Below are 15,769 nucleotides of genomic sequence, written 5' to 3'. Positions count from 1 at the left end.
GCCAGCGCCGGTTCGAGGCGACGACAGCACGTCGCCGCCCGCTCGGTTCCACAGGCATCGGCGACGAACGCCGCGTCGTCGTCCGGCGGGTACCCGGTCTGGACGGGTTTGACCGCACGCGCGTCGTAGCCCTCCTCGCGAAGCCAGCCGACGAGCCCCGCCGTGACGACGGTCTTGCCGACGCCGGTGTCGGTTCCGACGACGGCGACCGCGTTCTCGGGCGTCTTCGTCCCGGAACTCATACCAGATCCAGCTCCCGTCCCGCGAGTTCGAAGGCATCCAGACAGCGCTCGAGTTCGGATGCAGCGTGCGTGGCCGTGGGTGCGATGCGAATGCGGCTCGTCCCCGCGGGCACCGTCGGCGAGCGTATCGCCGGTGCGACGATACCGCGGTCCGAAAGCCGGTTGGCGAGCGCGAGTGCGTCGTCACGGTCGCCGACGACGACCGGCAGGATCTGCGTCTCGCCCAGCACGTCGTACCCGAGCGATTCGAGGCCGTCGCGGAGGCGGTCGACGGCGTTCCACAGTCGCGCAGGGCGCGTCCCCTGGCGCGCGATTCGAAGCGCTTCGCGGGCGGCCCCGACCGCCGGCGGCGCGAGGCCGGTCGAGAAGACGAACGACCGCGCCGCGTTGAGCAGGTATTCGACGAGACGGTCGCTTCCGACGACGTAGCCGCCCTGGCTCGCGAGCGCCTTCGAGAGCGTTCCCACCTGAACCTGTACTCGGTCGCCGAGCCCCTCGCGCTGGACGATGCCGGCACCCTCGTAGAGGCCGGTCGCGTGAGCTTCGTCGACCATCACCCACGCCTCGTGCCGTTCGGCCGCGTCGCAGATCGCCGAAAGCGGTGCCACGTCGCCGTCCATGCTGAACACCGAATCCGTCACGACGAGCCACGACTCGCCGGCGTCGCGCTCGTCCTGTCGAGCGGCCATCGCCTCGCACAGCGACCCGCTATCGCAGTGGTCGTAGACGACCGTCTCGGCGTCGGCGAGCCGACAGCCGTCGACGATGCTCGCGTGGTTGAGGTCGTCGGAGAAGATCACGTCCGGGTCGAGCGCCGCGACGGTGCCGACGTTGGCGGCGTACCCGGAGGAGAAGAGGAGGGCGCGCTCGGTGCCTTTCGTCTCGGCGAGGTCGCGTTCCAGCGCGCGGTGGAGGCCCGTGTCCCCGGTCACGAGACGGCTCGCGCCCGCGCCGGTTCCGACCGCGGCGGCCGCCTTCCGCGCGGCTCGAACGACGCGATCGTCGCGCGCCAGGCCGAGGTAATTGTTCGACCCGAAGACGAGCTGTTCATCGCCGTAGACGGGACGGTCGCGTCTCGGGTCCGCCGCCATCCGCGCCCGGCCGGCGACGCGGTCGATCGGTCGGAGATCCCGGCGGAGACCGCGAGCGTCGCGCGCCGCGAGCCGGTCGGCGAGGGCGAACCCGCAGGTGTCCTCCGGAGCCTCGCCGTCGGTTCGCGAGTGCGGGTCGCCTGTCATCGTCGGACCATTAGAATCGCGGCAGGAGTTCGGCCGGGCCGAACACGCCGTACTCGCCCGCCCGGTGCCGCCGAACGGCGGATTTCAGGTAGCCGAGCGCCGGCCCGTTGACGTTCGCCGCCATGCTAGTGTCGTCGTCCAGTTCGACGGTGTTGGTCCCTCGTTCGCCGTCGAACGTCGTTCCCGTCACTCGGACGGTCGTCGTCGTGGGTTTCTCGTCCGAGGTCACGTCGAGAACCCCGCCCACGGTCACGTCCGCCGCCTCGCAGATGCCGGCGCGCTCCAGCAAGACGTCGTCGGCGTGTTCCATATCGTGGAACTCGAGCACGCCGTCGTGGGCGTCGATCACCGCCTCGATCTCGCCGTCTCCCATCTCGCGAACGGTTTCGAGATCGTAGTCGGGCAAGTGCGCGATATCCTCGCGGACGGTGCCGCGGTTGTCCTCGTAGCCGGATTTGAGTCCGACGCCCCACCAGATGTCGACCGCCTCGACTTCGACGAACGACTGGGCGGCAAGCGCCGCCGCGCCCGTCAGCAGCCCCGGCGTCGCGCCGGCCCCGCAAACGAACGTGAGGCCACACTCCGCGAACGCGTCGGCGCGCTCGTCGAGCATGCCGATGACCCGCGAGCGCTTGAGCACGTCCACCAGAACGCCCGAATAGTCGGCTTCGACGAACCGGTCCGCAACCTTCGGGATGAACTCGTGCTCGAAATTCGGGAGTGCGATTAGGACCGCATCGACGGCGTCGCTCTCGGCGATGATATCATCGATCGGGGTCGCAGTCTGGTCTGCCTGCGTCGAGGCCGCAACACCTTTCTGCTCACCGGTTTCCTTAACCCGGGTGACGCCCCCGTCGGACGCGATGTTCCCCTCCGTGGCGGCGAGCAGTTCGTCCACGTCGAGCCCGTCGTGATCGATCGCGACGCCGTGACGGTCGCAGGCTGCAACCGGCGTCAACCCGTCCCTGTACGTCGATACCTCGAGCGTTCGTCGGCCGATACCTCCCGTTCCCAGTACCGCGAATCTGATTTCGTCCATCGTCGCGTCGTGATTGTGCAGTGGTTGTGTGTTCGTCTAGCAGTTCGGTCATCGACAGTCAATCGCTCATTTCGGCATTGCTCGTCGCGCTCGCGGCCGCCGTCGTCGCTCCCTCCTCATCGTCGTCCGCCCCGGACCGCGATTTGACCGCCTCGGGATCGAACTCGTTGACCGCCGTGTTCGGCCGCAGACCGGCCCGCTCGACGATCTCGAGGTCGTCACCGGGAGACTGCCCCTCGGTCGTGAGGTAGTCCCCGGTCAGTATCCCGTTAGCCCCGGCTTCGAAGGGCCGGTGCTGCTCGTCCCGGTCGAGATTGACCTCGCGACCACCCGTCAGCCGAACTCGTGTGCGCGGATGTAACAGCCGATAGACGGCGATCGTCTTGATGATCTCCGTCGACGTAATCGCCGCCGACTCGCCGAACTCGTCACCAAGCGAGGTTCCCGCAACGGGGTTGAGAACGTTCACCGGAAGCGACGAAATGCCGATATCCCGGAGCGCGAGCGCGGCGTCCACCCGGTCCGTCGGCGCTTCGCCCATGCCGAGAATGACGCCGGCACAGAGGTCCATTCCCGCTGCCTTCGCGCGTTCGAGCGTCTTCACCCGATCTTCGAAGGAATGCGTCGAGACGATCTCGGGGAAGTATCTGGGGGCGGTCTCGATGTTGTGATTGTAGTGTTCGATCCCTTCCTCGGCCAGGACTTCGGCTTCCTCCTCGGTGAGTATTCCCAGGCTCGCATCGGCCTCGACTGCGGTCTCGTCGCGGACGAGACGGATCGCACGGATTACGTTCGCCCACTCCTCCGGGCGGTTCTCCTTGCTCACGCCTTTCTCGGCGACGACGATGCCGAACCGCTGTGCGCCGTCCCGCTCCGCTCGCTTTGCCGCGGCAAGGATTCGGTCCGGATCGAGGAGACCGTAGGTGTCGATCCCGGTATCGAAGTGAACCGACTGCGCGCAGAACCCGCAGTCCTCCGCACAGTTCCCCGCCTTCGCGTTGACGATACTACAAGCGTCGACCGTGCCGTCACCGAAGTGTGCCCGGACGGCGTCCGCCGCCGGTGCGAGCACGTCGACCGGCTGAGCAATGAGGGCAAGCGCCTCGGTCCGGTCGAGTTCACCGCCGGCGAGGACGGTGGCGACCGCCTCGTCGACCGTTCGGTTTCCAGTCTCGTAAACCACAGAATCCTAGGTAGTTTACGGAGAGGTAATAGTTTCGGTGACTGTCGCGAGCATCTCGGCCGAAGATGCAGTAGTGATCGAGTCAGCCGCAATTCTATATAGCGATTACTCATTTATTCGTTCGAAAACGGCCGCTCGAGAGCTTCGATGAACCACGTGCAGAACGGAGACGTCGAGTGCTATCCAGTACATATTTGATACCTGACACGCTACTGCCGGGCAGTGGTCGAGACGTACTACGACGTGCTCGGGGTTTCGACCGACGCGACGCAGGATGAACTCGAGGCGGCCTACCGCGAGCGCGTCTTCGAGACCCATCCGGACCACAGTGACGACCCCGACGCTACCGAGCAATTCCAGCGGGTCGCGACGGCCAGATCCGTCCTTACCGACGAAACCGAGCGGGCGCGGTACGACCGACTCGGACACGAGACCTACGTACAGGCGACTCAGCACTCGGCCGAGCGTGGGGCAACTGCGGCACACACGGACTCGAGTTCAGCGAACGAGCGCACCCGTGGGTCGCGAACGAGTCAAACACGGCGATCCGGGCCACGATCGGCGTCAGGCGACGCACGGCGAGAAACGGGAGACGCTCGTTCGACCCGAGACTGGTCGTTCGAAGAGGTTCGCCAGCAGGCCGCGCGTGAGGAAGGCTGGAGTAACGCTCGGTCGAGGACGGACGCGAGTACGACGAGTTCGAACGCGCGATCACGGTCACGTCGATCGCAAACTCGCACTCACACGACCGAACAGACGGAGACGAGTGCAGCCGGGAGTGACGCCGAACCGGAGTCGAACTCGGACTCCGATTCTGACGCCGCGTTCCAGTACGCCGTCCACGATTGGGATGACGGAATCGAACTCGAGTGGGACGGTCGATCGCTGGACCAGCAGACCGTCGTGACGATCGCCTGTCTCTGGGCGCTGTATCCGTTGTTCGTGTACGCGAGCCTGACACCGGTGTTCTCGCCGTTCGTTAACGGAATCGTTGCAGCGTGTACGCTCTGCCTCGTCGGCTATCTGCTGACGATGCCGCGGATCGCAACCGCCGTCTTTGGCTGCTGGAGCGTGCTCGTACCGGCCGGCGTGACCACAATAGATGCGGTCCCGCTCGCACTCGGATCGATCTACGGGGCCCTCACCCTCGCGTTCGTGTGGGTCCCCTTCGGCTACGCGGTCGTGGTTTGGTGGGCCCTACGGCCCTGAGCCGTCTCCCTCCATCCCCGCGACCGCAGTTCGCACTCGGTCGTCGAGTTCAGCTCGCCGCCGGTGGCTCGCGTCCGCATCGAACGAAACTAACAGCACCTGCGTCCCGTCGCTCGCGAGCGACCGTCGATAAGCACCCTCGAACGCGGCCGGCTCGACGCGCTCGAACTCGAAATCGTACAGTTCTTCGAGCGCGTCGAACGCGAGGCCGTGGGGCGTTTTGAACTGCGACGTGAACGGCGGATCGACCGCCTCGATCGGGAGTTCGTGGAAGATGCCGCCGCCGTCGTTGTCCAGCAGGACGATCGTCGCGTCGACGCCGCAGCGCTCGAGCGCGAGGAGTCCGTTCGAATCGTGATAGAACGCGAGGTCTCCGGTCACGAGGACGAGCGGGTCGTCGGTCGCACTGCCGGCACCGAGCGCCGAACTCGTGATNTCGTGATGCCGTCGATGCCGCTCGCGCCACGGTTTGCGAGCACGGTCAGGTCGGCCGGTCGTGGGCGGGCGAACCGATCGGCGTCCCGAACGGGCATGCTGTTCGAGACGAAGATCGTCGCCGGATCGGGAGCGACCTTGAAGACCGATGCGAGGATGGCACCCTCGAACGGGTCGGATTCGAGCGAGCCCGTCGTACACGCGTCGTCGCGGAGATCCCAGTGGGTCCGCTCTGCTGCGTCGAATCGCGCCCGCCAGCGGTTCGCGGTGGTGGACTCCCCGAGAGACGCTGCGAGACTCTCGAAGACAGAGCCGGGCGAGGCGGCGAGAAGGTCGGTGGCCGTGAACGTCGCCTCGCGCCACGCGCCGACGGGATCGAGCAGGAACTGGCGCGCGTCGGCGTCTCGCAGCGCGTGACGGAGCCGCTTCGAGGTCGGCGAGGCACCGAACCGGACGACGACGTCCGGTTTCGGTTCGGGGTCCGGTTCCGAGTTTGAGTTCGAGTCCGAATCCGGGTCTGGGGCCGTTAGAGCGCCGATATAGCCGTCGTACCCACCGTAGATCGTCCTGCCTTCGGACGACGCGGCTCCGACGGGATCGACGTGCGGCCCGAATCGGACGTTCGACAGCGGATCCGCGAGCACCGGCGCGCCGACCGCATCGGCGACGGCGACGACATCCGCGGGATCGAGCGACGACGGCATCGCCGGATCGGCGGGGCCGGCCACGATCAGCGGACGGTCGGCGGTTTCGAGTGCGGTTCGAAGGGTATCGAGCGTACCGGCACCACCACCGGTATCAGTTCCGCTCGCGTGCCGTCTCTCTGGCTGCGTGGTCTCGACGAACGGACCGTCCCGCCCCGCCCCGGCCAGCGTCTCGGCGAACTCGTCGGGAACGGCCTCGTTTCCGGTCGTCTCGATCGGGTCGAGCGGTTTACGGAAAGGACAGTTGAGGTGAACGGGACCGGGTTCGGCCCCCGTCGTCTCGAGCAGCGCGCGGGCGGCCGTCGTACGGAGGCTGCGGGCCGTTCGCTCGCTGGCTTCCGGAAGCGGAAGGTCGACGTGCCAGCGCACGGCGTCGCCGTAGAGTCCGATCTGATCGACCGTCTGGTTTGCACCGCTATCGCGGAGTTCAGGCGGCCGGTCGGCCGTGAGGACGAGCATCGGCACGCGGGCCTGATCGGCCTCGATTACCGCCGGGTGGAAGTTCGCGGCTGCCGTCCCGGAGGTACAGACCAGCGCCGTCGGCTCGCCGGTGCGCCGGGCGCGCCCGAGGGCGAAGAACGCCGCCGACCGCTCGTCTATGTGCGAATAGACCTCGATATCGGGGTGCTCGGCGAACGCGACCGTCAGCGGCGTCGATCGACTTCCGGGGGCGAGACAGACCGCCTCCAGCCCGCCCGCAGCGAGTTCGTCGACGAGGATGCGGCCCCAGAGGGTCGCGCGGTTGGGTGCGCTCATTGCGAGTGCACATCGCCGGTGATGTCCTCGATCCCGTCCGCGCCCGCAGGCTGTAACTCGTCCAAAATCGGCCGGAATTTCAACTGTACCTCGTTCCACTCGGCCGCGGGATCGCTGTCGGCGACGAGGCCGTTGCCCGCAAAGAGCGTAACCGTCTCGTCGGTCGCGACGCCCGACCGGAGACCGACCGCGAACTCGCCGTCACCGTCTCCATCGAACCAGCCGATCGGCGCGGCGTACCAGCCGCGGTCGAAGGTCTCCGTCTCGCGGATCGTCTCCCAGGCCGCCTCGGGCGGCATGCCGCCGACTGCGGGGGTCGGGTGGAGCGTCTCGACGAGTTCGAGGACGTGACGGTCGCCGTCGAGGGTCGCGTCGATCGGCGTCTGCAGGTGCTGGATCGTTGCGAGTCGACGAACGGTCTGCTCGTCGATCGTTAATTTGCGTGCAAGCGGCGTCAACTGTTCGCGGATCGCGTCGGCGACGAGGCCGTGTTCGTGCTGGACCTTCTCGCTGTCCCGGAGTCGGTCGGCGAACTCCTCGTCGGCTTCGGGCGTCTCGCCGCGGGGAGCGGAGCCGGCGAGTGCCTCGGTTTCGACGTGGTCGCCGCGTTTCGAGACGAGCCGTTCCGGCGGTGTGCCGAAGAACGTTCCACTGGCATCGGCGTCGTGATCGACGAGGAACCGGTAGCAGTTCGGATACTGCCGGCGCAGGCGTTCGAGCGTCGCCGGTACGTCGATGGATTCCTCGAGCGAAACCGACAGCGACTGGGCGAGAACGACCTTCGTGAGCGCCGTCGTCTCGATGCGCTGGAGTGCGCGTTCGACCTGGTCGGTCCACGCCGCGGGCGAAGTCGTCCGTTCGGTTGCGGCGACGCCGGGGGCCGACCCGCTCGGACGCATCGCCGGGAAATCGGCCAGGCGATCGTGCCACGAGTGCAACCGCTCGGTGGCCGTTTCGGCGTCGCGGGCGACGGCGGTGAGCCAGGTGGTCTCGTCACAGCGGGTGACGAGAACGCGAGGGACGACGAATGAGGCGGCAGCAAAACCGCTCCAGGGCGTATTCGAAGCGGTATCGGTGTCGCGGCCGCGGTTGTCACGGCCGTCGTGACTATCGTGAAAGGAGAGCCCGCCGAATGCGCGTGGACGGGCGACAGTCGGACCGTCGTGATCGAGTTCGGCGAACGTCCTCTCGGCCTGTTTGCGGACAGTCTCGAACCGGTCCGGGCCGCGCGCGGTAAATCGGGCGGCGACGCCGCGGCCGACGACCTCCAATCCGTCGGGGGTGGCCCACTGGATGCGAGCCTCGTCGTCGGTATCCAGGATCGCACCGAAGGAAACGTCTGCGAGTTCACGACTACAGCTATGGAGAGACGATGGGGTGAGAGCCGGCGCGGGAGGAGAACGGGAGTTCGACCCGGCGTCTGTACCGATATCCGCATCGGCACCAGCATCGGCGCCGGCGTTGGTGTCGGCCTCGCCCGTGCCCTCCCGGTCAACTGTCCCCGGCAGCTGCCCATCGCCCGACGTACGATTCATCGACCACAGTTCGGGACCGGCGCGCCTTCAGCCTAACTATATCGCTCCTCTCGCCACGGGTTCGCCGTTTCGGAGTAGCCGCGCCGTTCCCAGTAGCCCAGTTCCGGTTCCGTGAGGAACTCGACGCCGTCGACCCACTTCGCCCCCTTGTAGGCGTACCTGTGCGGCGTAACCACGCGGAGCGGACCGCCGTGGTCCGCGGGCAACGGCTCGCCGTCGTAGGCCCACGTGAACAGGACTTCCTCGCGCATGCAATCCTCGAGCGGCAGATCCGTCGTGTAGCCGTCAAGCGCGGAAAACATGACGTGGACGGCGTCGTCTGCGACGCCCGCCCGCTCGGCGAGTTCGGTGAACGGCACCCCGGTAAACGCACAGTCGAGTTTGCTCCAGCCGGTCACGCAGTGAAAGTCCTGCTTCTGGGTCTCGTGTGGCAGGTCGCGGAACTCGTCCCACGAGAACGTCAGCTCGGTCTCGACCGCGCCGGTGACGGTGAACTCCCAGGTATCGGGGTCCCAGTCAGGCGTCCCGCTCTTCGAGAGCACCGGAAACGCCGAGGTTTCGCGTTGGCCCGCCGGGACGCGATCCTCGCCGAACTCGTGGTAGAGATCGGTGGTATCTCGAACGTCGGAATCCGTCGTGGTGGCTCCTGAACTCTCGACGGCGTCTGTTCGGTCGGTAGTCATAGTCATGTTTTCGTCCCGAGCGACGTAGGTGTGACGACACAGCACGTCGTGGGTCCGTCCTCTTGTCGGTCTCGAGTTCGAAACGGCCGCAAGCGAGCGGGGTGAGTCGAACGCCGAATCGAAACCGAGTATGACGCCGAGGAAATACCGAATTGACCCGACGGTGAGACGGATGGAACGGTTCGAAAGCGTGCGTTCGGACGAACAAGTCCGGCCTTCTGTTCGAAACCCTCGCCACCCCTTAGTACAATCTCGTCGAGAGAGATAGTGTATGGAGAGCAAACAACAGATGTCAGAACAGGAGATGCCTGCAGAATCAGCGGAAGCGGTCGGAAAACAGGCGATGGGCCCGGCGTTCATCGCGGCCGCGGCGTCCGTCGGTCTCTCGTGGTACTACTTCTTCCTCCGAGGGGAGCGCCAGCGGGGGATGTTTATCGGGCTCTGGCCGCCGACGATCCTGGCGTTCGCGAGCTACTTCAACCAGCGCAAGATGCGCCAACAACTGGAGAGCATTACCCAGCCCGGAACGACGATCAAGAACGCCCTCGACTCGATGATGGGCAACCGCTAGACCTGCGCCGACCCTACCACTCGAGCCGCCCGACCGGCTCACCCCATCCGTCACGCGTTCTTCTGCCGGACAGTCGCCGTTTGCGTCCTCGAGACGAGTTCAGACGAACGGCCCGAAGGCGGCCGGACGAACCGCATTCCGAGTTCTGTAGAGTCCCCGTCAAACCTAAATACCCCCTCACCGAAAGCCGAATCAGATGCCGAAAGTAGAGATCACTATCCCCGAACACCTCGAGATGCAGATCGCCCAGATGGTCGAGCGAGGCGAGTTCGTCAACCGCGAGGAAGCCATCGAGGACCTCCTGTCGACGGGCATCAAAGCCTACAAGACCAGCGGGCCGATGGACGAAGAGGAGACGACCGGCGGTACCGGCCTCGAAGACGACGGAATGATGGGTCACGACGACGAGTACGTCTTTTAACGCTCTGTTCGTTCACTCGACGAGTGACCACGACTCTGTTTTGGGTGCGAACGGCCGAGAGGGTACGATTACGGGAGACAGCTACAGTCCCGTCGTTGCGAGCGGAATCCCGATGGAAATAGCGATGCCGACGATCAGAACGAGGAACCCGATCCCGACTGCGCGCGAGGAGTAATCGCTCATCGGCGCCGTCGTCCGCTCGGCACCGAGGTCGTGACCAACGTCCGCACCCGAATCGTGATCCGCTGCATCGTCAGTGTCGTCTGCCATAGCGACGAGTTCGGCGCTCGAATCCTTAAAGACGGCTATCGCGGGCCGCGAGCCGGCAGCTGCATTCGCCCGATCCAGACGGCTTTACTACCCGGGGAGCCAACACCCGGTAAGAAATGGCACTGACAAAGCGGATCATCCCGTGTATCGACGTCGATCTGGACGAGGACGGGAATCCCGCGGTCTACACCGGCGTCCACTTCGAGGACTTAGAGTACACCGGTGATCCCGTCGAGATGGCCAAGGCGTACAACGAATCCGGGGCCGACGAGTTCGTCTTCCTCGACATCACCGCCTCCGCGGAGGGGCGCGAAACGATGCTCGACGTCGTCCGCGCAGTCGCCGACGAGGTCTTCATTCCGCTTACGGTCGGCGGCGGCATTCGGACGACCGAGGACATCAAGGAGACGCTCCGGGCCGGCGCGGACAAGGTCTCGATCACGACCGGCGCGCTCGAACGACCCGAACTCATCAACGAGGGCGCACGCGCGTTCGGAAACCAGTGCATCGTCATCAGCGTCGACGCGAAGCGTCGCTTCGACGAACGCGGCGAACACTACGTCGAGATCGACGGCGAATCCTGCTGGTTCGAATGCACCAAGAAAGGCGGCCGCGAGGGAACCGGCATCGACGTGATCGAGTGGGCCACGGAGGCCGAGTCCCGCGGCGCGGGCGAACTCTTCGTGAACTCGATCGACAAGGACGGCACCAAAGACGGCTACGACCTGCCGCTGACGGAAGCGGTCTGCGACGCCGTCGACACGCCCGTCATCGCTTCCTCGGGCTGTGGCGGTCCCGAAGACATGTACGACGTGTTCACCGACGCCGGCGCGGACGCCGGGCTCGCGGCGTCGATCTTCCACTTCGGCGACTACTCGATCGAGGAGACGAAGGCGTATCTCGACGAGCACGGCGTTCCGGTTCGGCGCTGAGTTCGGTGCTCGTTCCCCTTCGGGCACTCGCTTCGATCCCGAACGGACCGGCCGTCCACCGTCTTCTGCGTACCAGCTTCTGTACGCGATCCGTTCAGATTCAATACACTTATCGTAACGTAGTAATCCGTCTTATACAATGGAATGGCGGTGCACGTGGTGTGGCAAACCCCATCCCGAGGACGATCCACCCTGCGACAACTGCGGACACAACGCCTTCGAGAAGGCGATCGTCCGCCGGGACGAGCGCGAACAGACGGGCGATACCGACACTGGGAGTGACAGTGACAGCAGTCGCGACACGGCGACGGGCACCGAGACGGCCGTCGGCACAGGTACAACCTACGTCTGGACGTGTACCGACTGTGGCCGCGCCCACGTGAAGAACACTCCGCCCTGTTCGCGCTGTGGAAACGCGACCCTCGAACGGACGGAACGGACCTACGACGATGTCGACGAGGCCATCGAAACGGCGAGCTGGTTCGCAGTCGCCAAACCGTACACGCCGCTCATCGCCGTCGTCGGCATCGTCGTCCTGCTATTCGCCTCCGGCATCGTCTCACCGTCGATCCTCCCCGGCGTCGGCACCCCGTCGCCGCCGGATGCCCCCGGCAACGGGACCGAGTACGACGGCATCAATCTGGACGCCGTCGAGGAGCGCGCGACCGACGACCTCGTCGCCAACCGGACGGACGACGACCCCGCCCCAGACGAGGGGCTCGCGGCGTACGCGGAGTACCGCAATCGCGTTCTCGTCGCAACCGAACACGGTGACGGCGACCGTGACCGCGAACTCCCCGATCCCAGCGAGTTCAATATCGACTGTCGCACGGACCTGGTCGTCAGCCACGTCGCCCCGTTCGAGACGACAATCGATGCCGACACCGGCGAGGGTGAACTCGCGAGCGACGTGACCGAGGTGATCCGCATTCTCGAAGCGGGAACGAGCGAGTACGACGTGGCGGCAGACGGGTTCGATCTTCACGCGGGTCCGGAGGGGACGGTTTACGTGTCCTACGCAGCCTGTTGAGGCTGTTCGGCTTCGAGATGTCGCTCGGAGCCATCTCATACGGACTGCTGTCAGTGCCGGCACAGCCACGACCCGTCCTGCGGGTGCGTCGGGAAATCGGTACAGCAGACCGCCTCAGTGACGCCGCGTCAGAGAAGCGCGAGTCATACGGTTATGACGGCCTTGAAAGTCACGGCGTGCGATGGAGGCGCGGTTCAAGTCGCCAACTGAGAGACGAGACGGAAAGGGAGAGGCAGGGAGATTCGAACGGCAAAGTCGTTCGTTCTAAGCGACGTTAGGCCGCGGTTTCGAACGCGTCGCGGAACGAAACGGCTTTTTCGCGAACGTCGACCGCGGCGTCTTCGAGGGCCTCAAGCGGGTCGACGCCGCTTTCGGTCTTGATCGTCAGAATCGGTTCGGTTTGTCCACCCGACTGCTCGGGGTTGACGTCGTAGGTTGCCGCGCTCACGTCGTCGTGTTCGAGCAGTGATCCTTTGAGGACGTTCATGAACGTGTGGTCCTCGCCGGCGATTTCGATGGAGAGTTCGTCCTCGCTGCTCTCGGTGACCCGCAGTTCCATAGACGGGTATCCGGCCGTCAGTTGCTTGTACCTTTCGAAGCGGTACGGTAGCTGTTGGTCGTGGTCTCGAGGCGGAGCCGCGAGTACGCAGTCGCCTGATGGGACGTGATGGTGGTGGTGATGGAGGCGACTGAAAGAAGAAAGAAAACGCGTCTGACACGGGGCGCACGAATGGCGTTAGGCTCGCGTTCGTGCGCGTTCGGGCGCGTCAGCGTTGCTGTTTGCGTAGGCGTTGTAGGCGGAGAGTGCTGCGACGGCGATTCCGGAGAGGGTGGTACTCGTCGCGAGTTCGCTGCTCCCCATCTCGATGACGGCCGGGGAGATAGCGATCCAGAGGCCGAGCAGCACCGTCAGCGAGGCGAGGCTGACGTTTGCCAGTCGGTCTCTGGTGAGCCGGTAGAAGTTGTATCCCGCGAGGAGGAAGATGCCGGTGCCGACGAGCGTGTCGTTCCAGATCGCCGCGTCCGTGGACTCGAGGAGGAACGGTGAGGCGACAAGCCACAGACCGACGAGGGCAACAAGGGCACTCAGCCACTGCATCGCGTCCGTATTGAGGACGTTTCGGTTGCGGGTAGTGCCTGCGTTCGTATCGGTGTCAGTGCCGGTGCTCGTACCGCGGTCGGTCGGACTATCGGATGGAGTGTTGCTCATGACTCGTGTGAAGTAGTTGTCGTTCGGATAAAACGGCAGTGCCTGCGTCTGTCGGGAGAGTATCGGCAGCAACCGACTGTGAGAGTAAAGCAGTGGCGAAAGGGAAAGTAACCACTATACGATCACGGTCGAACCACTGGCATATGCGTCCGTTCACGGCCGCCGTTGCGGGGATCGTCTTGGCGACGCTTGCGCTCTCGGTCGGCGTCGTCAGCCGACTCCAACCCGACCGGCGCTGGCGCGACAGCCTCCGGTCCCGGTTGCTCTTTGGCGTCCCGTGGGGGACACTCATCGTGATTGCTGTCGTCCTCGCCGTCTACCTGTTCGTGCAGGACGGACTGACCGATCCGGCAGAACCGGTCACGGTTCCGTATCGCGCCTGGTCGTACTTTTCGCCGGTCGGCATGCTTACGGCGCCGTTCGCCCACGCTAGCCCGAGCCACCTCATCTCGAATCTGGCCGGAACGGCCGCCGTTGCACCGATCGCCGAGTTCGCCTGGGGACACTATCCGAGCGACCGAGCGCGAACTCGACAGGATGGGACGTGGCAATCCCTGTGGCGGACGCCGTGGATTCGAGCGATCGTCTGGTTTCCGCTTGCCGTGATCGCCGTCGGGCTGGTCACGAGTCTCTTCGCCCTGGGTCCAGTGATCGGCTTTTCCGGCGTCGTCTTCGCGTTCATGGGGTTTGCGATCGTCCAGTATCCGATTCGGACGCTCATCGCCGCAATCGGGTTCCAGGGCGTGGTGCTAACGGTCTGGCGAACGCTTCAGGAACCGATCTTTCGCTACACCGCAACGCCGAGTCCGCCGACGGCACCGTCGTGGGCCGGCATCGCGATCCAGGGCCACGCACTCGGGTTCTTCATCGGACTCGTCCTCGGCATGATCCTCCTCGCCCGTCGCGACACGCGCCCCGATCCCCTCCACGTCTGGGTTGCCGTCCTTCTCGTGGCGTTCTCCAAAGGGCTCTGGCAGATCTACTGGTACGGCGAGGGCAACACCTACTTCCTCCTTCGCGGACCCGGCATCGTGATCATCACCGTGCTCGCCCTCGTCATCACCCTCGCGCTGACCGCTTCGGACCGGCCGATCCTCCCCGAACGGCTCGATCGCTGGCTTGCACGCCGGCGGGGAACGCAGACGGCATCGCGGACGCCACACTCGTCGAGTTCAGCGAGCGACAGCGAAACCGACGCGCGGATCGAGCGGACGCTCGAACTCGCCGAGACGGGCGAGAGCGAGCGCGTTCGAGAGGTCACAACCGGGCGTCGACGCCGACACTCACAGCGGGCGTCGGCGCTGACACGGCGGGGTGTGGCGGGTATGATCGTCGTGCTTGTACTCGCGGTACTCGCGGGGATGGCGATTCCGGTGAATACGAGCGTGATCGCGACCGACGGCGACGCGCCGGGGCAGTCCGGGATCGATATTCGCGGCTACACGATCGAGTACGACGAGAACGCGACGAACGAACTCGTCTCGGGGATCGGGATCGGCGCGATGATCGACGATTCGAGCCTGGCCGGGAGCGGGGTGATCGTCTCGAGCGACCGGTACAACCTCTGGCAGGAAGTGGTGACGAAAGAGTACCTGAATGCGACGGGCGAAGAAACGATTACCGTCGGTGGCCCCGGATGGCGGGAGACAGCTCACGTCGAGCGGACCGGCTGGACGCCGGTCGGCAACGAGAGCGTCTACCAGATCTGGCTGTGGGAAGACGGCGCGGAAACCGAGCGCCAGCTCGCCCACGAGTCCGGCTCGTCCCGTGCCGAAGTAATTCTGGCCGAGCGGACCGTGACGGTTACCACCGACGGCGGCGAGTTCGGGCTCCGCGTCGAGTCGATCGAAACCGGCGCGACGGCGTCGGCGGAGATACCGGCGGAGAACGCGATAACGGAAGCGGGCGGGATCACGTTCGAACGGGTCGGTGACACGGTCTTTGCGAGGGTGGACGGAACCGAAGTGGCGGTGGCGGCTGCCGAGCGGTACGAGTACTGACGACGGCGGGCTCGCACTCGACGGCGGCGTGGCAGGGCAGAGGGGAGCTGGTACGAATGCAGCGACAGCGCACGTAGACGGGACGATAGCGGTAACTGCAGGCCGGCACTGGACCGAGATCGGCCACACAGGCCACACAGTCGTCGAGACGGAACACTCGCCCGTACGTGGACGTTTCACGCCGTTGGGAGTGACTACAGCGTCGTTCGCTGCGTGCAATCGGCACAGACCCGTCGAGAGCGGTGATGTCCGGCCGGTCTGGGTCGGTCAGTTCGGTATTCGAACCTGTCTCTTATACACATCTCTGAGCG

The 15,769-nt window shown here is 65.4% G+C and carries 15 protein-coding genes and 1 pseudogene; 6 read left to right on the top strand and 10 right to left on the bottom strand.

The genetic code is table 11. The features are described from left to right. The 4 genes from C481_RS10360 to bioB form a co-directional block, all read right to left on the bottom strand. On the bottom strand, positions 1-242 hold a 242-nt coding region (locus tag C481_RS10360), incomplete at its 3' end, for an AAA family ATPase (RefSeq protein ID WP_006109150.1). After that, positions 239-1,480, bottom strand: a complete 1,242-nt coding sequence (locus C481_RS10355; protein ID WP_006109149.1) for an aminotransferase class I/II-fold pyridoxal phosphate-dependent enzyme — start codon at positions 1,478-1,480, stop codon at positions 239-241. The genes C481_RS10360 and C481_RS10355, both read right to left, overlap by 4 nt. A gap of 10 nt (positions 1,481-1,490) precedes the next feature. Next, a complete protein-coding gene (locus C481_RS10350) occupies positions 1,491-2,519 on the bottom strand; it encodes a Gfo/Idh/MocA family oxidoreductase (protein ID WP_006109148.1) in 1,029 nt (342 codons plus the stop codon). 58 nt (positions 2,520-2,577) lie between these two features. After that, positions 2,578-3,702, bottom strand: coding sequence for a biotin synthase BioB (bioB, locus tag C481_RS10345; RefSeq protein WP_006109147.1), 1,125 nt, complete (start codon positions 3,700-3,702; stop codon positions 2,578-2,580). Between the two features lie 222 nt (positions 3,703-3,924). On the opposite strand from bioB, the gene C481_RS10340 reads away from it, so the two are divergent. Further along, a complete protein-coding gene (locus tag C481_RS10340) occupies positions 3,925-4,911 on the top strand; it encodes a J domain-containing protein (RefSeq protein WP_006109146.1) in 987 nt (328 codons plus the stop codon). On the opposite strand, the pseudogene menD reads toward C481_RS10340, so the two are convergent. The 3 genes and pseudogenes from menD to C481_RS10325 form a co-directional block, all read right to left on the bottom strand. Then, a pseudogene (gene menD / locus C481_RS10335) lies at positions 4,900-6,806 on the bottom strand (2-succinyl-5-enolpyruvyl-6-hydroxy-3-cyclohexene-1-carboxylic-acid synthase). The gene C481_RS10340 and the pseudogene menD sit on opposite strands and share 12 nt — an antisense overlap. Continuing rightward, positions 6,803-8,341: an isochorismate synthase gene (locus tag C481_RS10330; RefSeq protein ID WP_006109145.1), complete on the bottom strand. Its 1,539-nt coding sequence runs from the start codon at positions 8,339-8,341 to the stop codon at positions 6,803-6,805. Before C481_RS10330 ends, menD begins: the two are co-directional and overlap by 4 nt. A 32-nt stretch (positions 8,342-8,373) precedes the next feature. Further along, the gene (locus tag C481_RS10325) at positions 8,374-9,024 is read right to left on the bottom strand and encodes a sulfite oxidase-like oxidoreductase (protein ID WP_006109144.1); all 651 of its coding nucleotides are present in this window, start codon (positions 9,022-9,024) and stop codon (positions 8,374-8,376) included. 271 nt (positions 9,025-9,295) lie between these two features. Here C481_RS10325 and C481_RS10320 point away from each other — a divergent pair, with 271 nt between their 5' ends. Both C481_RS10320 and C481_RS10315 read left to right on the top strand, forming a co-directional pair. Next, the gene (locus C481_RS10320; protein ID WP_006109143.1) at positions 9,296-9,595 is read left to right on the top strand and encodes a hypothetical protein; all 300 of its coding nucleotides are present in this window, start codon (positions 9,296-9,298) and stop codon (positions 9,593-9,595) included. A 196-nt stretch (positions 9,596-9,791) separates the two neighbouring features. Beyond that, on the top strand, positions 9,792-10,016 hold the full coding sequence (locus C481_RS10315; protein ID WP_006109142.1) for a ribbon-helix-helix domain-containing protein: 225 nt from the start codon (positions 9,792-9,794) through the stop codon (positions 10,014-10,016). 81 nt (positions 10,017-10,097) lie between these two features. Here C481_RS10315 and C481_RS10310 read toward each other — a convergent pair whose 3' ends face one another. Next, positions 10,098-10,286, bottom strand: a complete 189-nt coding sequence (locus C481_RS10310) for a DUF7550 family protein (RefSeq protein WP_006109141.1) — start codon at positions 10,284-10,286, stop codon at positions 10,098-10,100. Positions 10,287-10,402: 116 nt separating this feature from the next. Between C481_RS10310 and hisF the strand changes: the two genes are divergently transcribed. Beyond that, on the top strand, positions 10,403-11,218 hold the full coding sequence (hisF, locus tag C481_RS10305; RefSeq protein ID WP_006109140.1) for an imidazole glycerol phosphate synthase subunit HisF: 816 nt from the start codon (positions 10,403-10,405) through the stop codon (positions 11,216-11,218). 139 nt (positions 11,219-11,357) lie between these two features. Continuing rightward, a complete protein-coding gene (locus tag C481_RS10300; protein WP_006109139.1) occupies positions 11,358-12,248 on the top strand; it encodes a hypothetical protein in 891 nt (296 codons plus the stop codon). A gap of 274 nt (positions 12,249-12,522) precedes the next feature. On the opposite strand, the gene C481_RS10295 is transcribed toward C481_RS10300, so the two are convergent. Continuing rightward, positions 12,523-12,807 (bottom strand): DNA-directed RNA polymerase subunit L, encoded by a 285-nt coding sequence (locus C481_RS10295; RefSeq protein ID WP_006109138.1) that lies wholly within the window; start codon positions 12,805-12,807, stop codon positions 12,523-12,525. A 177-nt stretch (positions 12,808-12,984) separates the two neighbouring features. Next, positions 12,985-13,458 (bottom strand): SPW repeat domain-containing protein, encoded by a 474-nt coding sequence (locus C481_RS10290; RefSeq protein ID WP_006109137.1) that lies wholly within the window; start codon positions 13,456-13,458, stop codon positions 12,985-12,987. 143 nt (positions 13,459-13,601) lie between these two features. Here C481_RS10290 and C481_RS10285 point away from each other — a divergent pair, with 143 nt between their 5' ends. After that, entirely contained in the window at positions 13,602-15,458 is a 1,857-nt protein-coding gene (locus C481_RS10285; RefSeq protein ID WP_006109136.1) for a rhomboid family intramembrane serine protease, read from the top strand. The last annotated feature ends 311 nt before the right edge of the window (positions 15,459-15,769 follow it).

The sequence above is a fragment of the Natrialba asiatica DSM 12278 genome (genome assembly GCF_000337555.1).
Taxonomy (GTDB): Archaea; Halobacteriota; Halobacteria; order Halobacteriales; family Natrialbaceae; genus Natrialba; species Natrialba asiatica.
The sequence above is the reverse complement of the archived record's forward strand: the minus strand, read 5'-3'. Positions and strand labels throughout refer to the sequence as shown.